Genomic DNA, 23,122 nt, shown 5'->3' on the forward strand with positions numbered 1-23,122 from the left:
TCGCACGGCCTGTGCTGGGATCTGCGCGTCCCGTTCTGGCATCTCGAAGACGCGGCCGCGCTGCTGGCGGATGCGCCCGATGTCGACGTCGTGCTCGAACATGCGGGGCTGCCGTGGGATCGCTCGGATGCGGGGCTCGCGCGCTGGCGGCGCGGCATGGAGGCGCTTGCCGCGTCGCCGCGTGTCGTCGTGAAGATTTCCGAACTCGGCTTGCGCGACGCTGTATGGAACGAGGCGGACAACGCGCGGATCATCCGCGACACGATCGCGATCTTCGGCGCGCGGCGCTGCCTGTTCGCCAGCAACTTTCCGGTGGCCGGCCTGCGCGTGTCGTATCCCGCGCTGCTGCGCACGTTCGCTCGTGCGATGATGGATCTCGATGACGCCGCGCGCCGTGCGATCTGGCATGACAACGCGCTGCGGGTGTATCGGATCGACGTCGGTGCGGCTGCCGCTGACGGGCACGCAAACTGACGCTCACGCACCCAACCCCACGACGAGAAACGGCACGCGACGCCCATGAGCGCGCCGCGTGCCGTCACGAAAGCAGAACGTGTCCCGCTTTCAGATGCCGCCGGAATCAGAACCCGAACAGGCGAGCCGCATTCGTACGGCCGATCTTGACCCGGTCGTTTTCGCTCAGCAATGCGTGGTCGAACCACTCGCTGGCGGTCTGCATGCTCTCGTACGGGTAATCGGCGGAAAACAGCACGCGGTCGACGCCAACTTCACTGATCGTGTTGAGCAGCCCCTTCGTATGAAAGTGGCCGCTCGTCGTGACGTAGAAGTTGTTGCTGAAATACTCGCCGACCGGGCGTTTCGCCTGCCCCAGCCCGGCACCGTCCCGCTGCATGCGAAGTCGATGCTCGAGGCGCGGCAGCATCAGCGGCAGCCCTTCACCGAGATGCCCCAGGATGACCGTCAGGTTCGGATAGCGATCGAACAGGCCGCTCAGCATCAGGCGGATCGCATGCGTGGCCGTCTCATGCGCGAACCCCCATGCCGAGCCGACGAGCGACGAATAGCCTTCGTAGATCCGCTGCTGGCTCGGCAATGCCTCGCGCGGATGCAGATAGACGGGCACATCGAGCGTGGCCGCACGCTCCCAGAATTCCCAGACCGGCGCCTCGTCGAGATACTGCGCGGTGTCGGCGTCGCCGATATTCGTATAGCCGTTCACCAGCGCGCCCCGCATGCCGAGTTCGACGACGGCCCGTTCGAGTTCGTCCGCCGCATCCTTCGGCGACTGCAGCGCGACCGTCGCGAACGCCTGCAGGCGCCCGGGATGCACGGACGTGTAGCGCTCGACGATCTCGTCGTTGGTCCGCTTCGCGAAATCGACAGCCGCCGCGCGATCGAGAATCGATTGCGCACCGGGTGACGTGAGCGACAGCACCGCGACGTCGATCCCGCACCGGTCCATCTCGTCGATCCGCCGGTCCGCGTCGAGCAGCCGCGCGTCGACGTCGTCCATATAGGCTTTCCCGTTGCGCGCGGCTTCGCCGGACGCGTCCCACATGCTGTTGTTGAGCGCGGTGGACAGGTGCTCTTCCAGTACGATCTTGGCTTTCACGGCGCTTCTCCGGTCGTCAGCGTGATGTGCTTGTATTCGATGAAGTCGTCGATCGCGGCGGCGCCGTTGAGGCGACCCAGGCCGGATTGCCGATACCCGCCCTCCTCGAATTCGTCGTAGACCTTCGCCCAGTCGTTGATCCAGATCGTGCCGGCCTGAAGCGACCGCGCAACCCGCATCGAACGCTGCACGTCACGTGTCCAGACCGCCGCGGCCAGGCCATATTCGCTGTCGTTGGCCAGCGCGACGGCTTCCGCCTCGGTATCGAACACCTGCATCGTCATGACGGGCCCGAAGGTTTCCTTCTGGACGATATCGAGCCGGGCGCTATCGACTTCGAGCAATGTCGGGCGATAGAAGGCGCCGCGCGCCAGTTCGCCATCGGTCACCGGGCCACCGCGCACGACCACTTTCGCACCCGCCGCGATCGCCTCTTCGACCTCGCGATTCACGCGCTCGACGTTGGGCTTGTCGATGAGCGGCCCCATGTCGCTGAGCGGATCGGCGGCGGGGCCGACCCGCACCGCGGCCAGGCGTTGCGCGAGACGCGCGCGCACCGCGTCGGCGATGCCGCGTTGTACCAGCAGGCGCGAGCCGGTCATGCAGAACTGCCCGGCAAACACCGTCAGCGATTTTTCGATGACGGGCAATGCCGCATCGAGATCGGTGTCGTCGAACACCAGGTGCGGCGTCTTTCCGCCGAGCTCGAGACCGAAGCGCTTGAGCCGCTGAGCGCCGACGGCGGAAATCGCGCGCCCCGTCGCGGTCGAGCCCGTGAAGCTGATGACGGGCACGTCGGGAGAGGCGATCAGGGTCTTCGATCCGTCCGCGCCCGATTCGCTGAACAGGTTGATGACGCCGCGCGGCAGCGACGGCGCTTCGGACAGGATCCGGGACACGAGCGCATTGGTCTGCGCGGTCTGGCCCGGCATCTTGACGACCGTGGTCGTCCCCGCCGCCAGCGCCGGCGCGAGCGAACGCACCATCAGCACGACGGGGGAATTCCACGGCACGATGATGCCGGCGACACCCATCGGCTCGCGCAGCACGAGCGATACGACGTCCGGCCGCGGCGTTCCGCTGCGGCCCGTTTCGGCCCGCGCCAGCGCCGCGTAGTAGCGCAGCTTCGACGGCACCATCGACACTTCGAAATGCGCTTCGGGCTTGATCTTGCCGTTCTCCAGCGCCAGCAGTTCGATCAGCGCGTCGGCATGCCGCTCGAACGCGGCGGCCAGTTCGTCCAGCACGCGTGCGCGCAGTGCGGCATCGCGTTTCCACGGCGTATCGCGAAACGCGCGCAGCGCCGCGTCGATCGCCGCGCGCGCTTCGGGCTCGCCGCCGTCGGCATACCGGCCGATCACCGAGCCGGTGGCGGGATCGACGGATTCGCGATGCGCGGGCGAATCCACCCACTCGCCGTCGATCCAGTGCAATACGGGAGCAGCAACATTCATGACGTTCCCCGGTCAGCTGTAGCGGTGGGCGATATGCTCGGCCGTCGCAATGGTGGTGATGTTGGTCGCGACCGAAATCGCATCCGGAAAAATCGATGCGTCGACGACACGCAGGCCGCTCACGCCGTGCACCCGCCCTTCGAGATCGACGACGGCATGCGGATCGTTGATGACGCCCATCGGCGCGGTCGAAGTCGGATGGTGGTACGTATCGAGCGTCGATCGCGCCGACGCCAGGATCCGTTCGTCCGATTCCGCACCCGGCCCCGGATTTAGTTCGGAATGGATGAGGCCGGACAGCGGCGCGGTGCGGCCGATGCGGCGCGCCAGCTTGATGCCTTCGAGCAGCCGCGCGCGATCCTGCGCTTCGCCGAGGAAATTCAGGTCGATCACGGGCGCATCGCCTGCCTGCCGGCTCGCGAGTTTCAGGCTGCCGACCGACAACGGCCGCGTGAGCGCGACCGCGAGCACGAAGCCGACCTTCGTCGGGCTCTGGTCGTGCGGGAACAGGTGCGTCGCGGTGATGTGCAGGTCGAGATCGCCGTGCTGCGCCGTCGAGCTGTTCGTCCACAGGAACGCACCGATCGACGGCGACTGATCGCCGATCCGGTCGGGGCGTGCCGCATACGCGTTGTAGTAGAACGGATGATCTTTCAGGCGCTGGCCCACCGGCAACGCGGCGACTTCGGGAATCGACAGCGCACGCAGGTCGGCACCCGGCCCGATGCCCGAACGAAGCAGAATGGCTGCGCTGCCATACGCGCCCGCGCTGAGGACCACCTCGTTCGCGTGGATCTCCTCGCCGTTGTCGAGCCGCACGCCGATCGCCCGCCCTTGCGCAAACAGCACGCGATCGACCAGCGCGCCGCCGCGAATCGTCAGGTTCGAACGCGCCCGGACCTCATTGGTCAGGTAGGCCATGCCCGTGTTGACGCGCACGCCGTTGACGATATTCATCGGATACGGGCCGACGCCGTTGGCGTCCGCGCCGTCGAAATCCTCGATCGCGCGATAACCGTTCGCGATCGTCGCATCGACGAACGCGCGCTGCATCGGCGTGATGTCCTCGCGCGTCAGCTGACGCACCGGCAGCGGCCCCGCCTGGCCGTGCGACACGCTGTCGTTGTCGCGATGCTCGAGCCGCCGGAACGACGGCAGCATCTCCTCGTACGACCAGCCGGGAAGATTCCAGTTTTTCAGATCCTGCGGCCGCGCGCGAATGGCGACGGCCCCGTTGATCGCCGAACTGCCGCCGAGCACCTTGCCGCGCAGCGCGTTGATCGGGTGATCGATGTAGCCGGCCTGCGTGCGATAGCCCCATTCATGCCGCGAATCGCCACCGACGATATCGCTGCTGGCGATCACGTGCGGGTAGTCCCACGCGGCATAGTTGTGCCCGGCCTCGAGCAGCAGGACGTGGCGGCTGGCCTTCTCGCTCAGGCGGGCCGCCATCACGGCACCGGCGGAGCCGCCGCCGACGACCAGCACATCGACGGTTCGCGGGCCGGTTCCGGTCCTGGTGCGGGGCGATGTGTCAGCGGCGCCCGAGCCGGACGCGTTCGACGAACTCGACGAGTTCGCCGCACTGGCCGCGATCGCGTCGGCGCCGAGCAGCGAACCGACGGCGAGCGTGGCCGAATGGGCGAGGGTTTGCGCGAGCATGACGCGGCGCGCGGGATGATGCAGCGTGGTGTTCTTCATGGCAGACGCTTTCTCCATTGAATGCGTGTGCCACAGTACGGTCGGGCCCCGCGACCGGATAGCTAGCGGAAACCGAACCGTTGGTTCGCTTTTTCCGAACGCGCGCGTCTGCCCGTCATGCGCGCCGCCCCCGCCGGCGAGTCGGCTGCATGCTCAAGTATGCGAAGGATGCGGAAGCAGGCCGCGTTCGATCAACGGCACGTCCCAGCTGGCCGGGTGGCCGATCTCGTCCTCCAGGAACCGGACCAGCGCCTGGATCTTGGGCGACGTGCGAACCGTCTTGCGATAGACGACGTTGACCTGCCCGCCGGACGGCGCATATTCCGGCAGCACCGACACGAGCTCGCCGGACACCAGCGCTTCGGACGCCAGGAAGGTCGGCAGGATCGCGAGCCCCAGCCCGGCGATCGCACCGGCTAGCAGTTGAAACCCCGAATCGGTCCGCATCCGCACCCTGACGCGAAACGACTGCTTTTCGTACTCGAGCGGCAGGCTCCACATCCCATGCGGTTCGCGATTCAGATAGAGCAGGCCATCATGCTGCGGCAGGTCGTCGGGATGCACCGGCATGCCGCGCCGCTCGAGATAGCCCGGGCTCGCACAGATCAGGTGCCGGTTGACGGTGACGGGGCGGGCGATCAGGCTGGAGTCGGCGAGCGGACCGAGACGGATCGCCGCATCGAAGTGTCCATCCTGAAGGTTCGACAGCCGGTCGTCCGCTTCGACGTCGAGGCACAGCGCCGGATACATGTCCGCGAATCGCGACAGCAGCGGCGCAAGATAGCGCGCGACGAAGGTCACGGGCACGGAAAGCTTCAGGCTGCCGCTCAGGCTCGAGCCGGCCTCGTTCACTTCGCCCTCGATGCGCTCGAGTTCCTGCAGAAGCTGCCGGGATTGCTCGAAGAACCGCTGCCCCGGATCGGTCAGCTGCAGCGAACGGCCACGCTTGAGCAACGTGCAGGCCAGGCGCCGCTCGAGCTTCTGGATACGGGCACTGACGATCGACTTGGTGGTACCGAGACGACGGGCGGCTTCGGAGAAGCTTCCCGCCTCGACCACGGCCACGAACGTACTCATGTCGGAAAATTTGTTCATCATCCGTTTCGACTGGGCGCAGGCGCAATGCCGGCGATGGTGCCACGCGCGGGCCGAACGTGCTCGGTCACGCCGCCACCGGCCCGCCTCTCGCCCCACCACCACATTTTGTGCATCGCACGACCGACCCTGAGCAAAAAGTATCGGTCGGCGAATTCTTTTGATGTGGTGATCGCATCGCCCCCGTCACACCATTGTTCCTGCCGTCATCGACGGCATTCGAACAAGCAGAATCAAGGAGACACGGGTGAACAAGATGCGAATCGTCGCAGCCGGCGTGCTGCTTGGCGCCTGTCTGCCGGGCGTCGCGGCCGCGCAGGTCTGCAAGGTGCCGACCCTTCGGGTGCTCGCGCAGAAGAGCCTCGGCCTGTCGGTGATGGAGAAATCGCTGGCCGACTACGAGAAGAAGAGCGGCACCAAGGTCGAGATCAGCTATTTCGGCGAGAACGACCGCCGCGCGAAATCGCGGCTCGACGCGTCGACCGGCGCGGGCTCGTACCAGATCTACTACGTCGACGAGGCGAACGTCGCCGAATTCGCGTCGGCCAACTGGATCGTGCCGCTCCTCAAGTACTACCCGAAGGAATACGACTACGACGACTTCCTGCCCGGCCGCCGTGCGGTCGCGAGCTACAACGGCGTCGCGTACTTCGCGCCGCTGATCGGCGGCGGCGATTTCCTGTTCTACCGCCGCGACCTGCTCGACGCCGCGCACATCCCCGTGCCGAAGACGCTCGACCAGCTCGTCGCCGCGATCAAGAAGCTCAACGCGCCGCCGAAGCTGTACGGCTGGGTCGCGCGCGGCCAGCGCGGCTCGGGGATGAACGTGTGGCGCTGGTCGCCGTTCATGCTCGGGATGGGCGGCGCCTGGACCGACAAGGGCGGCCAGCCCGCGTTCAACTCGCCGGCCGCCGTGAAGGCCACGCAGCTCTACAGCGACCTGTTCAAGTACGCGCCGCCGGGCGCCGCGACCTACGACTGGAGCAACGCGCTCGAAGCGTTCCGCTCGGGCAAGGTCGCGTTCATGATCGAATCGACGCCGTTCGCGGACTGGATGGAGGATGCGAGCAAGTCGAGCGTGGCCGGCAAGGTCGGCTACACGCGCCCGCCCGCGCCGCTGCCGTCGGCCGCCTACGGCCACGGTTTCGCGATCTCGGCGGTCGGTGCGAAAGACGACTGCACGCGGATGGCCGCCGGCCGCTTCATCGCGTGGGCGACCAGCAAGGACCAGGAGCAGGCTCGGCTGCGCAATGGCGTGTTCAGCGACTACAACCGCACGAGCACGATCGCGAGCCCCTACTTCAAGCAGCACGTCGCGCCGCAGATCCAGGCCGGGCTGAACGACACCAACCCGGTCACGCAGGTGACGATCTGGCGCACGCCGCAGTGGCCCGACATCGGCGACAACCTCGGCATCGCGCTCGAGCAGGTGTTCACCGGCACGCAGACGGATAGCCGCGGCACGCTCGACGACGCGACCCAGTACGCGAAGGATGCGCTCGAACATGGCGCTCGCAAATGACGGCGCCGGCGGACGCGCGCTTGGCGTCCGTCCGGCCCCTTCCCCGCCTTCCGCACCGTCCGCCCGGCGCGGCCGCGCGCGCCGCGACCGCACGAGCCTGCCGTGGGTGTTCCTCGCGCCGACGCTCGCGCTGCTCGCGGTCCTGAGCCTCGTCCCGACGGTCGCCGCGATCAACCTCGCGCTGCGCAACCGCGTGCTGCGCTACCCGGACAGCGAATACGTCGGCCTGCGCAACTTCATCCGGCTCGCGTCCGACCGGCGCTTCCTTAACGCGATCGAGGTGTCGGTGCTGTGGGAAGTCGTCACGGTGGCCGGCGCGGTGCTCGTCGGGATCGCGCTCGCCGTGTTCCTGTTCGAGCGCGTGCACGGCTGCTGGCGCCGCGTCGCATCGCTGGTGCTGATCATGCCGGTGCTGCTGCCGCGCGTATCGGCCGCGTTCATCTGGAAGTTCATGTACGCGCCGCTCACCGGCATCCTGAGCTGGCTGCTCGGCATGCTCGGTATCGAGAACACCGCGTTCCTCGCCGATCCGCATCTCGCGCTGTACGCGGTCGCGCTGGTCGACGTATGGCAATGGGGGCTGTTCTTCGCAGTCGTGATCCTGAAGCTGCTGGAGACGCTGCCGCCCGAGCCGCTCGAAGCCGCGCGGCTCGACTACGCGACGACGTGGCAGGTCCATGCGTACATCGCGCTGCCGATGCTGAAGGCGCCGCTCGTGAGCCTCGTGTTCATCAAGATGGTCGAGTCGCTGCGCTCGTTCGACCTGATCTACGTGATGACCAAGGGCGGCCCCGGCATCGCGACCGAGACGCTCGACCTGTACGCGTACCAGCAGGGCATCGGTCTCGCCGGCAAGGTGTCCTATGCGTCGGGCATGGCCGTGCTGATGATGGTCGCGACCACGCTCGTCTTCACGCTCATCTGGAAGAGGGTCAACAAATGGGACGACTGATGGCCCACCGCGGCACCGCCGCGACCGTTTCGCACCTGTCGACCGTCATGATCGCCGGCGCGATCCTGCTCGTCGCCGCGTTCCCGCTGTTCTGGGCCGTGCTCAATTCGCTCAAGCACCTGCTCGACATCGTCACGCCCACGCCGCGCTTCATCTTCACGCCGACGCTCGCGAACTACGAGCAGGTGCTGTCGAGCCCCGAGGTGCTGATCGGGCTCGGCAACAGCATCGCGATCGTCGGCGCGGCCGTGCTGATCGGCGCGGTGCTCGGCGTGCCGGCCGCGTATGCGATCGCACGGTACCCGATACGCGGCAAGCGCGACATCCAGTTCTTCCTGCTGTCGCTGCGCTTCCTGCCGCCGGTCGCGGTCGCGCTGCCGCTGATCGCGATCTGGGTCGATCTCGGGCTGTACGACACGAAGCTGTCGATGATCGTCACGTACCTGCTCGTCACGCTGTCGACCATCACGTGGCTGTCGATCCCCGTGTTCCGCCGGCTGCCGCGCGAGATCGAGGAAGCCGCCGCGCTCGACGGCTACGGCCCGTACGCGGTGTTCTGGCATATCGCGCTGCCGGTGTGCGCGAGCACGCTGCTCGGCGGCATCGTGTTCAGCTTCGTGCTGGTCTGGAACGAACTGATGATCGCGCTCGCGCTGACATCGTCTCGCAGTGCGACGCTGCCGGTGGTCGCGTCCGCGTTCACGTCGCTCGGCCAGGAAGTGCCGTGGGGCGTGATCAATGCGTCGACGGTGCTGCTCGCGCTGCCGCCGCTCGTGTTCGTCGGCATGCTGAGCCGCCTGCTCAATTCGATGGTCAAGGGAAAATAAGGAGGATGTGTTGAAAGCGCTCGTACTCGAACGCACGCGCGAGCTCGCGCTGCGCGACATCGACCTGCCGCAGGCGGTCGGCCCCGGTGACGTCCGGATCAAGGTGCATACGGTCGGCGTGTGCGGCAGCGACGTGCACTACTACGTTCACGGCGGGATCGGCCCATTCCGCGTCGACGCGCCGATGGTGCTCGGCCACGAGGCGTCCGGCACCGTCGTCGAGACCGGCACCGGTGTCACGCACCTGCGCGTCGGCGACCGCGTGTGCATGGAGCCCGGCGTGCCGCGCTTCGATTCGCCCGCGACGCTGCGCGGGCTCTACAACCTCGATCCCGACGTGCGCTTCTGGGCGACGCCTCCCATACACGGCTGCCTGACACCGTACGTCGTGCATCCGGCCGCGTTCACGTACCGGCTGCCCGACAACGTGTCATTCGCCGAAGGCGCGATCGTCGAGCCGCTGTCGATCGGCCTGCAGGCCGCGAAGAAGGCGGCGATGAAGCCGGGCGACCTCGCGGTCGTGATCGGCGCCGGCACGATCGGCGCGATGACGGCGCTTGCCGCGCTCGCCGGCGGCGCCGCGCGCGTGATCCTCGCCGACGTCGTGCCCGACAAGCTCGCGCTGTTCGCCGACAACCCGGCCGTCACGACCGTCGACGTGCGCACGCAGCCGCTCGCCGAAGCCGTCGCGGAAGCCACCGGCGGTTGGGGCGCGGACGTCGTGTTCGAGGCCAGCGGCAGCGCGAACGCGTACGCGGGCCTCGTCGACCTGATGTGCCCGGGCGGCTGCGCGGTGCTGATCGGAATGCCGGTCGCCCCGGTGCCGCTCGACGTGGTCGCGCTGCAGGCGAAGGAAGGCCGCATCGAATCGGTGTTCCGCTACGCGAACATCTTTCCGCGCGCGCTTGCGCTGATCGCGTCCGGTGCGATCGACGTGAAGCCGTTCATCTCGCGCACGTTCCCGTTTTCCGAAGGCGTGCGCGCGTTCGAGGAAGCGGCGAGCGGCCACCCGCGCGACGTCAAGATTCAGATCGAAATGGATTGAGCCATGGCCCAGATCACCTGCAAGGCTTTGTCGAAGCACTACGACGGCGGCCCCGCCGTGCTGCACCCGCTCGACCTCGAGATCGCCGACGGCGAATTCATCGTGCTGCTCGGCCCGTCCGGCTGCGGCAAGTCGACGATGCTGCGGATGATCGCGGGCCTCGAGGCGATCACCGGCGGCGAGCTCGTGATCGGCGATGCGGTCGTCAACGACCTGCCGTCGCGCGAGCGCAATGTCGCGATGGTGTTCCAGAACTACGCGCTGTACCCGCACATGACGGTGTACGACAACATCGCGTTCGGCCTGCGGCGCCTGAAGGTGCCGGCCGGCGAGATCGACCGCCGCGTGCGCGACGTCGCGCGCATCCTGAGCCTCGATGCGCTGCTCGACCGCCGCCCGCGCGCGATGTCGGGCGGCCAGCAGCAGCGCGCGGCGATCGCGCGCGCGATGATCAAGACGCCCGCCGTGTTCCTGTTCGACGAGCCGTTGTCGAACCTCGACGCGAAGCTGCGCACGCAGTTGCGCGGCGACATCAAGCGGCTGCATCAACGGCTGAAGACGACCACGCTGTACGTCACGCACGACCAGCTCGAGGCGATGACGCTGGCCGACCGCGTCGTGCTGATGCGCGGCGGCCACATCGAGCAGATCGGCACGCCGGCCGAGCTGTACGGGCAACCGCACACGCTCTTCGCCGCCGGCTTCGTCGGCACCCCGGCGATGAACTTCGCGGACGGCACGATCGAGCGCCTCGGCGCGAACGTGCTGCTCGACTGCAACGGCGCGCGCTGGCCGCTCGCGTCGCCGCGCTTCGCGCGGCTGCACGACGGCCAGCAGGTGAAGGCCGCGATCCGGCCGAACCACCTGCGGCTCGTCACCGAACCGGATCCGACCCCGGGCACGCTCGCGCTGACCGGCACCGTGGAACTCGTCGAGCTGCTCGGCGCCGAGGCGCTCGTCACGCTGGACTGGCACGGCCAGCCGTGCGCGGCCCTCGTGCCGGCCCCGATGGCCCCGGCGCCGGGCGCCGTGGTAGCGTTCCGCTTCGACGAAGAAGCCCTGCATCTGTTCGACGCCGGCACCGAGCGCAACGTCACGCTGCCGGACGCGAACCCGATCGCGCACGCGGCGCCGCCGGCCGCCGCGTCGCGCACCACGCCGCCCGCCGCGACGGGCTGGTCGATGTCCCGTTCGTAGCGCGCCGGCACGCCCCCGACGGAGCACACGATGAACCCGGATCTCGAGATCGTTCCCACCCACCGCGACGAATCGTTCCGCGCGTGGATCCACGACTATCCGCATTCGGTCGCGAAGTGGCACTTCCATCCCGAGTACGAGATCCATCTGATCCAGTCGTCGCACGGCAAGATGTTCGTCGGCGATCACATCGGCGATTTCGGCCCCGGCAACCTGATCGTCACCGGGCCGAACCTGCCGCACAACTGGGTCAGCGAACTCCCCGACGGCGAACGCGTGCCGTCGCGCGACGTCGTGCTGCAGTTCTCGCGCGATGCGATCGAGAAGATGGTCGGCGCGTTCAGCGAGCTGCAGCCGGTGATCGACCTGATCGACGATGCGGCGCGCGGCGTGCAGTTTCCCGACCGCGTCGGCCTCGACGTCGCGCCGCTGATGCTCGAACTCGCGAACGCGCACGGCTGCCGGCGCGTCGAGATCCTGATGTCGCTGTTCGACCGGCTGTCGTCGTGCCGCGAGCGGCGCGTGCTCGCGGGCCCCGGCTACCGCAGCGATGCGCAGCACTACATGTCGTCGACCATCAACCAGGTGCTGTCGTACCTGCAGCAGAACCTGCCCGGGATTCTGCGCGAAACCGATGTCGCCGCGTTCGCCGGCATGAGCGTCAGCACCTTCACGCGCTTTTTCCGCCGCCATACCGGCTCGTCGTTCGTGCGCTACCTGAACCGGCTGCGCATCAACGAGGCCTGCGAGCTGCTGATGTTTTCCGACCTGACGGTGACCGACATCTGCTACCGGGTTGGCTTCAACAACCTGTCGAATTTCAACCGTCAGTTTCTCGCGATGAAGCAGGTGCCGCCGTCGAGGTTCCGCGCGCTGCACCGGCTCAACGAACCGCACGGCCGCGACGACGCGCCGCCGCTTCGGCGTGCGCCGCCGCGCGCCCCAGACAGGATGCTTCACACGTGACTTTTCTCGGCATCGATCTCGGCACGTCCGAGGTCAAGGTTCTCCTCACCGATTCCCGTTCGGTCCCGCTCGCGACCGGCTCGGCCGCGCTGTCGATCAGCCGCCCGCATCCGCACTGGTCGGAACAAAGCCCGCAGGCGTGGTGGCACGCGATGCTCGATGCGATCGCGGCGGTGCGCGCCGCGCATCCGGCCGGCTTCGCCGCGCTGCGCGGCATCGCGCTCTCGGGGCAGATGCACGGTGCGACGCTGATCGATCGCGCGGACCAGGTGCTGCGACCCGCGATCCTGTGGAACGACACGCGCGCCGGCACCGAGTGCGTCGAGCTCGAAGCGCTGGTGCCGGAATCGCGCACGATCACCGGCAACATGGCGATGCCCGGCTTCACCGCGCCGAAGCTGATGTGGCTCGCGAAATACGAGCCCGCCGTGTTCCGCGCGGTGCACAAGGTGCTGCTGCCGAAGGATTACCTGATCTGGCGCCTGTCCGGCGAATTCGTGTCCGAGATGTCCGATGCGTCGGGGACGCTGTGGCTCGACTGCGCGCGCCGCGACTGGTCCGACCGGATGCTCGCCGCGACCGAGCTGTCGCGCGCGCAGATGCCGCGCCTCGTCGAAGGCAATGCCCCCGCCGCGCAGCTGCGCGACACGCTGCGGCGCGAATGGGGCATCGCGGGGCCCGTGACGATCGCCGGCGGCGCCGGCGACAACGCGGCCTCCGCGATCGGCATGGGCGTGACGGGCGCCGGCAGCGGCTTCCTGTCGCTCGGCACGTCGGGCGTGCTGTTCGCCGGCAACGACCGCTTCGCGCCGAACCCGGATGCCGCCGTGCATGCGTTCTGCCACTGCGTCGAAGGGCGCTGGCACCAGATGAGCGTGATCCTGTCGGCCGCCGCGAGCCTCGACTGGCTCGCACGCGCGCACGGCACGACCGCCGGCGTGCTCGCCGCGCGTGCCGAACGCGCGGAGCCGGCGCGTGCGCCGCTGTTCCTGCCGTATCTCGGTGGCGAGCGCACCCCGCACAACGACGCGCATGCGCGCGGCGTGTTCTTCGGGCTGTCCAACGAACACGATGCGTACGATCTCGCGTATGCAGTGATGGAAGGCGTCGCGTTCGCGATGGCCGACGGCTACGACGCGCTGCGCGCGGCGGGCACGACGCTCGACGCGGTGTCGTTCATCGGCGGCGGTTCGAAGAGCGCATTCTGGGCGCGGCTGTGCGCGAATGCGACCGGGCTCGCGATGCGGCGTCATGCGGACGGTGCGGTCGGTGCGGCACTCGGCGCCGCGCGGCTTGCACGCCTGGCCGCAACGGACGATACGCTCGCGGAAGTCTGCGTCGCGCCGCCCGTCACGGAGACGGTCGCGCCCGATTCCGCCACGGCCGATCTGCTGGCTGCACGGCTCGCGCGATATCGGCGGCTGTATCGGGCGCTGCGGGAGGAGTTCGCGGCCGCCGACTGACCCGCAGCGCGGCCGGTGTCTTCGCCGATTCACGCGTGATCGCGCTTGACCCGGCCCTTGGGATCGCCTTTATGCTGAGCGCAACGAATCGACAGCAGAGAGAGGTGACGGATGGGCACGTCCACGCCCCGTTTGAACGCATCGGCGGCCGCCGCGCGGCTCGGCGTATCGATCAAGGCGCTGCGGCTGTATGAGCGGCACGGCCTCGTCGCGCCGGAACGCACGCCGGCCGGCTACCGCGCGTATGGCCCGGACGATCTCGCCCGCGCGGCCGATATCGCGGCGCTGCGGGCGCTCGGCCTCAGTCTCGCGCAGGTGGCGAGCGTGCTCGACGGTGACGCGCGCAGCCTGGACGACGCGCTGGCCGCTCACGAAGCGGCGCTCGATCACGGCATTCAGGATCTCGTGCGCAAGGTCGACCGCGTGCGCGCGATTCGCGCCGGCCTCGCTCGCGGCCGGATGCCGGCCGACGGCGAACTGACGCGGCTCGTCGACGACAGCGGCGCCGGCGTGGCATTCAGCCTGCCGTGGCCGTGGGGCGGCGAATGGTTCGAGTGTCGCGATATCCGGCCGTTGAACTACATCATCGGCTCGTTGGGCAGCGGCAAGACGCGGCTGGCGCTGCGGCTCGCCGACGCACTGCCCGGTGCCGTGTTCGTCGGCCTCGACCGGCTGGAAAACGACGGTGCCGATGCCTTTGCCGCGCTACGCGCCGATCCTTCATTGAAGTCGCGTATCGACCGCACATCGGCGTTGCTGGCCGAAAGGGGCGCGAAGCCATCGGCGGCACTGACCGCGCTGCTCGCCAGCCTCGAAGCCGAAGGCCCGCGCGCGCTGGTCGTCGACATGATCGAACAGGATCTCGACCGGCTCACGCAACAGGCACTGATTGCCCATCTGCGCGAACGCGCCGCCGCCGGCATGCGTCCGCTGTTCCTCCTGACGCGCTCGTCGGCGATCCTCGATCTGTCGGCGGTCGGCCCCGACGAAACCCTCCTGCTGTGCCCGGCCAATCACAGCCCGCCTTCGCGCGTGGCGCCTTACCCCGGTGCGCCCGGCTACGAAGCCGTGGCGACCTGCCTGGCGTCGCCCGAGATCCGCGAGCGGCTCGCCCGTCGGCCGAGCGCCTGACGGCTAACCGCGCGCTATCATGCTTCGCACGGGTCGGAAAATGAATACTGCGCGACCTGTCCGTCGGAGACCATGATGGCACGCGACAAGCTGGTAGAAATTGAACTAGGCGATATTGAATCAACCGCGCAGCTGCACATGCGGTTGATGGAGAGCTTGAATTTCCCGGATTGGTACGGAAGAAACTGGGATGCGTTCTGGGATGCCATTACCGCGCTTGTCGATATGCCGCTTGTTCTCCGGCTGAAAGGCTGGCCTGAATTTGAACGCCGCTTTCCCCGTGACGCGAAGCTGATGAACGACTGCCTGCGGGACATGGCGCAGAAATACCCGTCCTTCGCTTCCCATGTCGAGTACGACTGACCGAACCACACCGCGAACCGGGATATCCCGGTTCTTCCCGCGCTAGTGTTTTTCCAGGACGTTCAGCGCCGTTTCCATCGTATCGAAATAGGTCTTCACCAGATCGTAGTACGCCTCCCAGCCGGGCTTGTCCGGACCGGGGGGAACCGCCTCCATGAAGCTCCGGCCCCTGTCGATGAGTATCCTCAACGGCACATGGTTGTCGCTCAACCAGCAAGCGATCGAATGATTCACGGTACTCGATAGCTGATAGATGTATGCGTCACGCCGGTAGATGCGAAGCGCGAGAAACCGCTCGCTGTTCAATTCGCGTTGCATCGCCTCGATCCGCCCGGCCAGTTCTTCAAATTGATTCATGGTCGCAGCAATTCAACGTCAATCCAGACCGGGTGCGCGGCCACTGCCGCAGCCGCGCCGCCGGCTCGCTTCGCACGGCGTCTCACGACTCCAGCCGCCCCATCCTGCGCGCCATCGCCGGGCTCACCGCATGCGCCGGATCGAACCCGAAGAATTCGAGCACGTGGCGCGCGACGTCGTCGCGATCGTTGTCCGCGCAGATCATGTGGTAGCTGTTCTCCAGCACGATCCCGCGCGCGTCGGGCATCTTTTCCAGCAGGAAATCGGCCGAGCGCAGGCTCGTCAGTTCGTCCTCGCGCGCATGCAGCACGAGCGTCGGGCACGGCGTGCCGGCCGCGGCCTCGTGCGCCCAGTCGCGCATCCGGTCGACCTGCCGCACGCACGCGAGCGGCACCCACGCATAGTGGAAACTGTCCTCACGCTCGAACTTCTTCTTCACGATCGCGCGGATCGTCGCGTTCTTGATGCCGAACGGATCGCCTTCCTCGACGCGCATCCGCTCCGCCACACCCGGCACGCGGTACAGCACATGCCGCAACGCCCGGTACCACGGCGTCGACCACCCGTCGATGAACACCGGCGTGGCCAGCAACGCAAGCCGGCCGCGCGCATGCTGCACGCGGTGGCACAGCAGCAGCGCGACCAGCGCGCCCATGCACATGCCCGCGACATGTAGCGTGTCGTACTCGTTTTCCAGCGCGCGATACTGCTCGGTCACCGCGTCGAGCCACGCCTCCGCGCGCACGCCGACCAGATCCTCGGGGCGCGTGCCGTGCCCCGGCAGCGTGATCATGTGCGTATTGCCGCCCGCGCGCCGCATCGCCTTGTGCAGCGAGCCGAGATCGTATTGCGTGCCGCCGAGCCCGTGGATCAGCAGGACGCCCGTGCGGCCTGTCATGACGCGCGTCCGCTCATTCGTCCGCCGCCGGCCACACGCGCTCGAGTTGCCAGACGCCCGCCACCACCGTCACGTCGACATTCGAATCGAGCAACGGCGCGCCGTGATCGGTGATCGTCTGCGTGCCGCCGTCGCGCTGCACGATACGCAGCGACAGCGACGCGCGATCCTCGCCCGCGATCTCCGCATCCCAGTAGTCGCGCAGCGCAGCGCGGTCGCCCGGCTGCACGCGTTCGAGGACGAGCGGCACACTTGCGATCTCGGCCGCAGCGACGCCGACGCCGAACACGCGCTCGACGTCGCCGCTCCACTCGATCCGCCCCGATTCCGGATCGAGCACGTACGCGATCTGGCCGGCGCTCGCGAGCGCGAGTTCCATGTTGTTCTGCAGGACCGCCGCGTGCTCGTGCACGCGTTCGCGCGTCGTCTTCAGCGTGCTCACCGTCAGCACCAGCAGCGACGCGACCGCCAGATAAAGCTGCGCTTCGAGCAGCGCGCTGCCGTAGTGCTCGTGAAACGACGCGAACGGGCCGTCGCCCTGCGCGGTCTGCTCGATCACGATCAGCGCGAGCACCAGCACCGACGACGAGCCCGCGCGGCCGCCGAGCAGCAGCGTCACCGCGACGGTGAGGAACAACGGGATATACGTCAGTGCGAAGCCGGCGCCGGTGCCGAATCTCTGCGACGTGTCGCCGTCGAAGATCACGAGCGCGACGACCACGACCAGCACGAACGAGATCATGCCGAGCACCAGGTCGAAGCGCTCGTGATCACCCGAGCGGTGCGCGCGAAAGCGCGACCATGACGCGAGCACCGGCGTGACCAGCAGCACGCCGACGAAATCGGACGCGGCCCACACCGACCACACGTCGAAGAACGGCGCGCCCTTGACCACCGTGTACCAGGCCGCGCCGCCGATCGCGCCGACCACTCCCGCGATCAGGCCGGCGAGGATCACCGAGCGCAGGAAATACAGCCCTTCGAGCGAGAAGCGCACGCGCTGGACGAGCCACACCGCGAGCGCGGCCGCGCCGACCTCATCGACCGTGAACAGCACCGCGTTGACCAGGCTGCCGTGTTCGATGCCGCTCAGCGCGAGCTGCCCGACCAGGAACGCGCCTGCCAGCGTCAGCCATTCGCGCATCGGCCGTAGCATGAACGCGCCGACCGTCACGCCGGCCGGCAGCCAGATGTAGCCCGTCAGCCGGACGGGGCCGTTGAACTGGTGCGAGATGTAGCCGGTCGCGAGATACAGCGCCGCCCAGAGCAGCGCGGCGACGAGGCCCGGCCGCGATCGTTTGGTGTCCATCGAGAATCCCTGTGTGCTGCGCCTGCGGTCGGCAGGTGCGCGATGTGCGAATGATATGCGGACGGGGCGGGCCGGGGAATACCGGGGCCGGACGCGCGTGCGGGGCGCCGGCACGCCCGCAAGCTGGCGGTTGTGACCGGGCAAGTATCGGAAAAGTTCGGCGTGTGCCGGGTACGGTGGGGACACGTCAAAGCGTCGTCTTGGCCGGATGGCCAAAAACGCCCGCGGTCGGTGGTTCGCACCTAGCATGAAAGGCATCCGAAAGCATGCGCTTCCGGTATCGTCCACGTCATCAGCCCACTTTCCACATGACCGCACGCCATGAAAACAGTACCGGCCCGGCCGATCCCGGCCCCCTCGGCGCCATGAGCCGATTTCGCGCCACATACGACGGGCCCGCGCTCGAATCGTCGGAAATGGACGTGCGCGAACTCGCGCCCGCGCTGCTTGCCATCGGGGATCTGCTCGACGCATCGACCCGCGCGCTGTGCGGCAATCAGGTTCGGCCGCAGGTGAACGTGCGCGGCAGCTTCAAGACCGGCAGTTTCGGCATCGACTTCACGCTCGCGACCTCGCTGCTCGGCCGCATGCGCGACATGCTGAGCGGCAACGAAGGCACGGCGCTCGCCAATGCGGTCACGATCCTGACCGCGCTCGGCATCGCCGCGCCCAGGATGGGAAAGGGGCTCTTCGCCGTTCTCAAATGGCTGCGCGGGCGCGAGATCCTGCAGGTGCAGATGCAGGACCACACCGCCATCCTGCACGTCGAAGGCGACACACTCGAAATCGACCTGCCCGTCCTCACCCTGCTGCGCGACGTCAGCGTGCGCCACGCTATCGAGCAAGTGCTTGCACCGCTCGCACGCGAAGGCATCGTGGTGTTTGCGGTCGGCACCGATACGGAGATAGTCGAAACGGTCGATCGTAACGAAATCGCGTGGTTTCACGCGCCGGAACCCGCCGACTCGCTCATCCTCGACGAGCATCGAAAGATGGCGTTCTCGATCGTGTCGCTCGCATTCAAGGACGACAACAAGTGGCGGCTGTACGACGGCACGTCGACGATTCACGCTGCGATCTCGGATGCCGGCTTCCTGTCGCGCGTGAACAACAGTCAGATCAGCTTCAGCAAGGGCGACGTGCTCGTGTGCAATGTCCGCATGCAGCAGTGGCAAACCTCGGACGGAGCAAAAACCGAATACGAAGTGACGGATGTCCTCGAACATCGTCCGGCCGGCCTGCAGATTCAGTTGCCGGGGCTTTGACCGGCTGCCCGCCATCGGCAATCATTCACTACCGGGTTCGATCTTCCCGTCGACGATCCCGAATTCCCGAACGAACGAGTCCGCACGATGACACACGCAATCCGCCTGCGCCCGGCGTCTGCCGCCGACCTGCCGTTCCTGTTGAACCTGCGTCGCCTCACGATGACCGAACACCTGCAACGCGCTGGAATGCCGACCGACGACGACGCGCACGACCGGCGCGTCCGCGCGCATTTCGACGATGCGATGATCGTCTGCGAAGGCGATGACGCCATCGGCTTGCTGAAGGTGACACGCGCCACCGATGAGTGGCACGTTCACCAGATCCAGATCCTCCCCGCGCACCAGGGCCGGGGCATCGGCGAAGCCGTGCTGAACGCATTGCTGAACGACGCGGCACGCGCGCACGTGCCGGTGTCGCTCAGCGTGCTGCACGGCAACCCGGCGCGGCGGCTCTACGAACGGCTCGGCTTCCGCAGCGAGTCGGAAACCGAAACGAGCGCGAGCATGATCTGGCGCGCGTGACGTCCGGCGTTTGAACGCCGCCGCATTACTGCGTGATCTTCGCGTCCTTCAGCAAGTTGCCGATCATCTGCGCACTCGCCTTCTCCACCGCAGCCGCCTGCAGTTGCTGCTGAAGCCCCGGCTTCGCGGTCGCGAAGCCCGGCACCTGCGTCGGCCGCTTCGCGTCCAGCTTCACGATTGCCCGCACGCCATCGACCGGGATCGAATCGCTCGTCGCGGTACCGACCTTCAGTTTCTCGAGCGCCTGCGCGACCGGCAACGGCAAGCCGGACGTCTTGCCTTCCGCCGCCGGCGTGTGGAAGCTCACCCACGGCAGCTCGCCGCCGGTATCGCGGCTCGGCGCCATGCTGTACTGGCGCGCCAGCCCTTCGAACGACTTCCCCGCCTTCAACTCGCTCAGCACCGTCGCGGCCGTCACCGGATCCTGGACGATGATCAGGCGCGGCTTGTACTCGTTCTTGCCGAGCGTGGCCACGAGTTCGTCGTAGCGCGCCTTGACCTGTTCTTCGGTCACCGGCTCGGGCTTCACATTGTCGCGCAGGTAAAGCTGCACTTCGGCATTCGCTTTCGCCTGCTGCACCGCCGCCTTGACCTCGGGCTTGTCGGCATAGTTCGCCTTCTCGGCGGCCTGCTGAACCAGCACGCGCGTGATCAGCTGATTCTTGATCGCCTGGCGGATCTGCGGCGAGTCGGGTTGCCCGGACGCGCGCAGCAGCGTATCGACGTCGGCCTGCGTGATCGGCGTGCCGTTGACCGTCGCAACGGTCGCCGTGGTCGCCGCCGTCTCTGCGTGGACAGACCCGCTCAGTGCGCCGGCCAGCGCAGCGATCAGCAACAGGCGGTTCGGTGTCGTTTTCATCTTCATTGTTTCGTCACTTCGGCTCAAAAAACGCGGCAGGGGTTGCCGCGCAAATGCACCGGCGCGGCAATGCGCCGGCGCAACCCTTCAGTCGATTCGGTTCATCGTCGTGAGCACGCGCAGTGCCGCCGATGCCGCTGTCATTGTGCCCGTATCCGGTTTTCCGCGTCGGGAGGTTCAGGACAGCCGCCCGGCGGGCGGTGCGGCGCGCGTTGCGCACGCCGGTCATTACGAACGCGTGATGTGGAAATTGTGTGGAAACGCGATGGAAATCCCGCGAAATCGCGATGAATCACATCATGGCTTCGCGAGCCCGGGCGCCGACCGAGGTCGGGGCAGCCGCGCGTGCGTCATCAAAGTCAGGGCGTCCAGCGATACACGGTGATGCTGTTGCCCTTCACGTTGTTCTTCATCACCACGTACTCGCCGTTCGACCGGCGGTACGCGCGGATGCTGTACATCGCATCGATCGCGCTGCTGGTATCCACGGTTGCGGGGCTCGCGTTGACCAGCGTGGTGTCGAGATTGCCGGTGGTGAGGTTGAACGCGTCGACGTTCGGCCACAGCGGCCCGCTGCTGCTGAACCAGTAGCCGACGAACAGATGGTTGCCCACCGCGTCGATCGATTTCGCGCCGCTGTGCGGCAGCGTGATCACCGGGTCCGGCTTCGTCGTGTTGCCCGCGCTCCAGCCGTGATACACCTCGATGCGCGTGCCGATCGACGTCCAGTCGTTGGTCCCGATCGCGCCCTGCGCGAGCACCATCGTGTCGCTGTCCGCAAGATAGACGATGCGCGTGAGCGGCTGGATGCTGTCGGGCACGCGGGTCGCGACGCCCGGCCCCCACGACGGCTTGCCGCTCGCGTCGAAGCCGGTCAGCGGGTAATGGGTAATCGCGCCGGTCTTGTCGAGGCCGGCCCACACGCCGCCCTTGCTGTCGATGCTGAAGCCGCTCGTCACGCGCCGCGTCGTGTTGAACGCGGGGCCCGGGATCGAGCCGTCCGGAATCGCGATGTAGCCGTTCGCCGCGTTGAAATGGAAGAAGTAGAAGACCGGCGGATTCTGGCCCGCCGCGACGAGAATCCGGTTCGCGCCCACCGACGTGAGCAGCCCGAAATGCTCGTCGCGCTGCGTGTCGCTCATGTTGATGCGCGGATCGGCCGGATACGTGAACGGATCGACCGTGTTCGCGACGAACTTGCCGCCCGCGCTGCCGCTGTACACGTGCGTGCCGCCATAGAACAGCGCGCCGTCGGTGACCGGGTCCGGCGCGGCGATCCCTTCGAAGTTCAGCGACTGCAGCGTCCACCGCAGGCTGCCGGTGCTGCTGTACGCATGAATGTCGGTCGCGCCGTTGCGGCCGAGATCCCAGCTGCCGCCCCACGGATTGTTGAGCACATAGAGATTGCCCCCGGTGTCCTTGCCGATCCCGACGATGCGCGTGAAGCGCTGCGCACCGACCTGCCCCTTGATACCCGTCGTCGTGTCGAGATAGCCGCCGCGCACGCCGAACGTGCCGGCCAGCGCGGGCCGGCCCGACACCGTATAGCGCTTGATGTTCTGGTCGGGGCCTTCGTCGCCCGCCAGCAGTTGCCCGGCCGCCGCATCGAAATACAGCGCCGACGGCTGCGAACCGGCCGGCATCCGGATCGTGTTCAGCAGCGCGCCGGCCGGGCTGAAACCGACGATCGAGCCCGCGCTCTTCTGCGCGACCCACACGTTGCCCGCACCGTCCACCGCGAGCGCGCCCGGCCCCGCCACGTTGATGTCGCGCTGCCACACGCCGTCGGTGGTGAACACGCGCACGCGATTGCCGTAGAAGTCGCTCGCATAGAGCAGCGAGCCGGCCGTCGCGAGCCCGGTGACGACGTCGATGCGCGGCTGGTTGGTCGCCGCGCTGACCTGGATGACGCGGTCGCGATACTTCGTCGCGCGGTTGTAGCGCCCCACCGCGCCGCTGCCGTACGTCTTGCCGGGTTGCAGCGCGACGAACAGCGACGTCGCGTTGCCCGTGATCGCGCTGCCCTGGAACTCCGCGTGCGCGCCGATCGAGCCGGCGCTCTTGCCGTTCTGGTAGATCGCGACACCGCCCTCATCCTCGTCCCACATCGAAGCCGTATAGATCACGCCTTCGGGCGCGACCCACATCGCGCGCGCAACGTTGCCGACGTGGGCCGCGAGCGTGCCGTACGTGTTCGCGAGCCAGTCAGTGGTGTTGCTTGCGTGAACGGGAGGGGTAATCGCGGCGATCGCTGCGGCGAGAAGCGCAGCCTGAAACCGTTGTCTGGCGACCATGACGGATGCTCTCCTGAATGATGCGGACATTCACATGAAGGGCCGGCCGGATGGCTTGAAAACCGCGATGCGTAAATTCTTCCCCTGAATCATCCGGCGCAGTCGGTATTACGTGCAGCATGTGTTCGATAATGCGCAGCGCGAGAATAGCGTTATATAAATCGAAAAAAATTGCGGATCGTTCGTGCTGTTGCGCTTTTCACGGATTCGGCTTCGATGGCAATGCCGGCGGCGCCCCTGCGTGCTGACGGCAAGCGCGACTGCGCGACAGTGAATGGTCACTTACACGTCGAATCGGGGATCGGGAAAATCAGGCTTGTGCCTGC

The 23,122-nt window shown here is 67.4% G+C and carries 21 protein-coding genes; 12 read left to right on the forward strand and 9 right to left on the reverse strand.

What is annotated here, in order from left to right; genetic code table 11:
• Positions 1 to 474: amidohydrolase family protein (locus G3O06_RS09255; RefSeq protein WP_205815807.1), on the forward strand; the 474-nt coding region annotated here is incomplete at its 5' end.
• 106 nt (positions 475 to 580) lie between these two features.
• Here G3O06_RS09255 and G3O06_RS09260 read toward each other — a convergent pair.
• The 4 genes from G3O06_RS09260 to G3O06_RS09275 all read right to left on the reverse strand — a co-directional run bounded on the left by G3O06_RS09260 (position 581) and on the right by G3O06_RS09275 (position 5,823).
• Positions 581 to 1,573: an amidohydrolase family protein gene (locus tag G3O06_RS09260; RefSeq protein WP_174988959.1), complete on the reverse strand. Its 993-nt coding sequence runs from the start codon at positions 1,571 to 1,573 to the stop codon at positions 581 to 583.
• The gene (locus G3O06_RS09265; protein WP_205815808.1) at positions 1,570 to 3,027 is read right to left on the reverse strand and encodes an aldehyde dehydrogenase family protein; all 1,458 of its coding nucleotides are present in this window, start codon (positions 3,025 to 3,027) and stop codon (positions 1,570 to 1,572) included. The genes G3O06_RS09260 and G3O06_RS09265 overlap by 4 nt, the downstream gene beginning before the upstream one ends.
• A 12-nt stretch (positions 3,028 to 3,039) precedes the next feature.
• Positions 3,040 to 4,728, reverse strand: a complete 1,689-nt coding sequence (locus G3O06_RS09270; RefSeq protein WP_205815809.1) for a GMC oxidoreductase — start codon at positions 4,726 to 4,728, stop codon at positions 3,040 to 3,042.
• Between the two features lie 153 nt (positions 4,729 to 4,881).
• Positions 4,882 to 5,823 (reverse strand): LysR family transcriptional regulator, encoded by a 942-nt coding sequence (locus G3O06_RS09275; RefSeq protein WP_205815810.1) that lies wholly within the window; start codon positions 5,821 to 5,823, stop codon positions 4,882 to 4,884.
• A gap of 247 nt (positions 5,824 to 6,070) precedes the next feature.
• On the opposite strand from G3O06_RS09275, the gene G3O06_RS09280 reads away from it, so the two are divergent.
• From G3O06_RS09280 to G3O06_RS09320, 9 genes are all read left to right on the forward strand, one after another.
• Positions 6,071 to 7,345 carry a sugar ABC transporter substrate-binding protein gene (locus tag G3O06_RS09280; RefSeq protein WP_205815811.1) on the forward strand — a complete coding sequence of 425 codons (1,275 nt, stop codon included), beginning with the start codon at positions 6,071 to 6,073 and terminating at the stop codon, positions 7,343 to 7,345.
• The gene (locus G3O06_RS09285; protein WP_241019683.1) at positions 7,329 to 8,297 is read left to right on the forward strand and encodes a sugar ABC transporter permease; all 969 of its coding nucleotides are present in this window, start codon (positions 7,329 to 7,331) and stop codon (positions 8,295 to 8,297) included. Before G3O06_RS09280 ends, G3O06_RS09285 begins: the two co-directional genes overlap by 17 nt.
• Positions 8,297 to 9,124, forward strand: coding sequence for a carbohydrate ABC transporter permease (locus tag G3O06_RS09290; protein ID WP_205815856.1), 828 nt, complete (start codon positions 8,297 to 8,299; stop codon positions 9,122 to 9,124). The genes G3O06_RS09285 and G3O06_RS09290 overlap by 1 nt, the downstream gene beginning before the upstream one ends.
• A 10-nt stretch (positions 9,125 to 9,134) precedes the next feature.
• Positions 9,135 to 10,169 carry an NAD(P)-dependent alcohol dehydrogenase gene (locus G3O06_RS09295; RefSeq protein WP_174997718.1) on the forward strand — a complete coding sequence of 345 codons (1,035 nt, stop codon included), beginning with the start codon at positions 9,135 to 9,137 and terminating at the stop codon, positions 10,167 to 10,169.
• A 3-nt stretch (positions 10,170 to 10,172) separates the two neighbouring features.
• On the forward strand, positions 10,173 to 11,366 hold the full coding sequence (gene ugpC / locus G3O06_RS09300) for a sn-glycerol-3-phosphate ABC transporter ATP-binding protein UgpC (RefSeq protein WP_174917815.1): 1,194 nt from the start codon (positions 10,173 to 10,175) through the stop codon (positions 11,364 to 11,366).
• Positions 11,367 to 11,396: 30 nt separating this feature from the next.
• On the forward strand, positions 11,397 to 12,332 hold the full coding sequence (locus G3O06_RS09305) for an AraC family transcriptional regulator (RefSeq protein WP_205815812.1): 936 nt from the start codon (positions 11,397 to 11,399) through the stop codon (positions 12,330 to 12,332).
• Positions 12,329 to 13,795 (forward strand): xylulokinase, encoded by a 1,467-nt coding sequence (gene xylB, locus G3O06_RS09310; RefSeq protein ID WP_205815813.1) that lies wholly within the window; start codon positions 12,329 to 12,331, stop codon positions 13,793 to 13,795. Before G3O06_RS09305 ends, xylB begins: the two co-directional genes overlap by 4 nt.
• 111 nt (positions 13,796 to 13,906) lie before the next feature.
• Positions 13,907 to 14,926 carry a MerR family transcriptional regulator gene (locus G3O06_RS09315; protein WP_205815814.1) on the forward strand — a complete coding sequence of 340 codons (1,020 nt, stop codon included), beginning with the start codon at positions 13,907 to 13,909 and terminating at the stop codon, positions 14,924 to 14,926.
• 75 nt (positions 14,927 to 15,001) lie between these two features.
• Positions 15,002 to 15,289, forward strand: a complete 288-nt coding sequence (locus G3O06_RS09320) for a barstar family protein (protein ID WP_205815815.1) — start codon at positions 15,002 to 15,004, stop codon at positions 15,287 to 15,289.
• 42 nt (positions 15,290 to 15,331) lie between these two features.
• Here G3O06_RS09320 and G3O06_RS09325 read toward each other — a convergent pair whose 3' ends face one another.
• The 3 genes from G3O06_RS09325 to G3O06_RS09335 all read right to left on the reverse strand — a co-directional run bounded on the left by G3O06_RS09325 (position 15,332) and on the right by G3O06_RS09335 (position 17,853).
• A complete protein-coding gene (locus G3O06_RS09325; protein WP_205815816.1) occupies positions 15,332 to 15,646 on the reverse strand; it encodes a hypothetical protein in 315 nt (104 codons plus the stop codon).
• An 82-nt stretch (positions 15,647 to 15,728) separates the two neighbouring features.
• Positions 15,729 to 16,544: an alpha/beta fold hydrolase gene (locus G3O06_RS09330; RefSeq protein ID WP_205815817.1), complete on the reverse strand. Its 816-nt coding sequence runs from the start codon at positions 16,542 to 16,544 to the stop codon at positions 15,729 to 15,731.
• Between the two features lie 13 nt (positions 16,545 to 16,557).
• Positions 16,558 to 17,853: an MASE1 domain-containing protein gene (locus tag G3O06_RS09335; protein ID WP_205815818.1), complete on the reverse strand. Its 1,296-nt coding sequence runs from the start codon at positions 17,851 to 17,853 to the stop codon at positions 16,558 to 16,560.
• A gap of 308 nt (positions 17,854 to 18,161) precedes the next feature.
• Between G3O06_RS09335 and G3O06_RS09340 the strand changes: the two genes are divergently transcribed.
• Together G3O06_RS09340 and G3O06_RS09345 are read left to right on the forward strand one after the other, a co-directional pair.
• Entirely contained in the window at positions 18,162 to 19,118 is a 957-nt protein-coding gene (locus G3O06_RS09340; protein WP_205815819.1) for a hypothetical protein, read from the forward strand.
• 87 nt (positions 19,119 to 19,205) lie between these two features.
• Positions 19,206 to 19,643: a GNAT family N-acetyltransferase gene (locus G3O06_RS09345; RefSeq protein WP_174967874.1), complete on the forward strand. Its 438-nt coding sequence runs from the start codon at positions 19,206 to 19,208 to the stop codon at positions 19,641 to 19,643.
• A gap of 25 nt (positions 19,644 to 19,668) precedes the next feature.
• On the opposite strand, the gene G3O06_RS09350 is transcribed toward G3O06_RS09345, so the two are convergent.
• Together G3O06_RS09350 and G3O06_RS09355 are read right to left on the reverse strand one after the other, a co-directional pair.
• Entirely contained in the window at positions 19,669 to 20,508 is an 840-nt protein-coding gene (locus G3O06_RS09350) for a peptidyl-prolyl cis-trans isomerase (RefSeq protein WP_205815820.1), read from the reverse strand.
• Positions 20,509 to 20,861: 353 nt separating this feature from the next.
• Complete coding sequence (locus G3O06_RS09355) at positions 20,862 to 22,796, reverse strand: SMP-30/gluconolactonase/LRE family protein (RefSeq protein WP_174917825.1); 1,935 nt, start codon at positions 22,794 to 22,796, stop codon at positions 20,862 to 20,864.
• Positions 22,797 to 23,122: the final 326 nt, after the last annotated feature.

The sequence above is a fragment of the Burkholderia sp. Ac-20345 genome (genome assembly GCF_017104825.1).
Taxonomy (GTDB): Bacteria; Pseudomonadota; Gammaproteobacteria; order Burkholderiales; family Burkholderiaceae; genus Burkholderia; species Burkholderia lata_B.

Coding starts and splice junctions, on each gene's coding strand:
- G3O06_RS09265 (WP_205815808.1), bottom strand. CDS start 3,027: ATGAATGTTGCTGCTCCCGTATTGCACTGGATCGACGGCGAGTGGGTG.
- G3O06_RS09270 (WP_205815809.1), bottom strand. CDS start 4,728: ATGAAGAACACCACGCTGCATCATCCCGCGCGCCGCGTCATGCTCGCG.
- G3O06_RS09275 (WP_205815810.1), bottom strand. CDS start 5,823: ATGAACAAATTTTCCGACATGAGTACGTTCGTGGCCGTGGTCGAGGCG.
- G3O06_RS09285 (WP_241019683.1), top strand. CDS start 7,329: ATGGCGCTCGCAAATGACGGCGCCGGCGGACGCGCGCTTGGCGTCCGT.
- G3O06_RS09290 (WP_205815856.1), top strand. CDS start 8,297: ATGGCCCACCGCGGCACCGCCGCGACCGTTTCGCACCTGTCGACCGTC.
- ugpC (WP_174917815.1), top strand. CDS start 10,173: ATGGCCCAGATCACCTGCAAGGCTTTGTCGAAGCACTACGACGGCGGC.
- G3O06_RS09305 (WP_205815812.1), top strand. CDS start 11,397: ATGAACCCGGATCTCGAGATCGTTCCCACCCACCGCGACGAATCGTTC.
- G3O06_RS09315 (WP_205815814.1), top strand. CDS start 13,907: ATGGGCACGTCCACGCCCCGTTTGAACGCATCGGCGGCCGCCGCGCGG.
- G3O06_RS09320 (WP_205815815.1), top strand. CDS start 15,002: ATGGCACGCGACAAGCTGGTAGAAATTGAACTAGGCGATATTGAATCA.
- G3O06_RS09325 (WP_205815816.1), bottom strand. CDS start 15,646: ATGAATCAATTTGAAGAACTGGCCGGGCGGATCGAGGCGATGCAACGC.
- G3O06_RS09330 (WP_205815817.1), bottom strand. CDS start 16,544: ATGACAGGCCGCACGGGCGTCCTGCTGATCCACGGGCTCGGCGGCACG.
- G3O06_RS09335 (WP_205815818.1), bottom strand. CDS start 17,853: ATGGACACCAAACGATCGCGGCCGGGCCTCGTCGCCGCGCTGCTCTGG.
- G3O06_RS09340 (WP_205815819.1), top strand. CDS start 18,162: ATGACCGCACGCCATGAAAACAGTACCGGCCCGGCCGATCCCGGCCCC.
- G3O06_RS09345 (WP_174967874.1), top strand. CDS start 19,206: ATGACACACGCAATCCGCCTGCGCCCGGCGTCTGCCGCCGACCTGCCG.
- G3O06_RS09350 (WP_205815820.1), bottom strand. CDS start 20,508: ATGAAGATGAAAACGACACCGAACCGCCTGTTGCTGATCGCTGCGCTG.
- G3O06_RS09355 (WP_174917825.1), bottom strand. CDS start 22,796: ATGGTCGCCAGACAACGGTTTCAGGCTGCGCTTCTCGCCGCAGCGATC.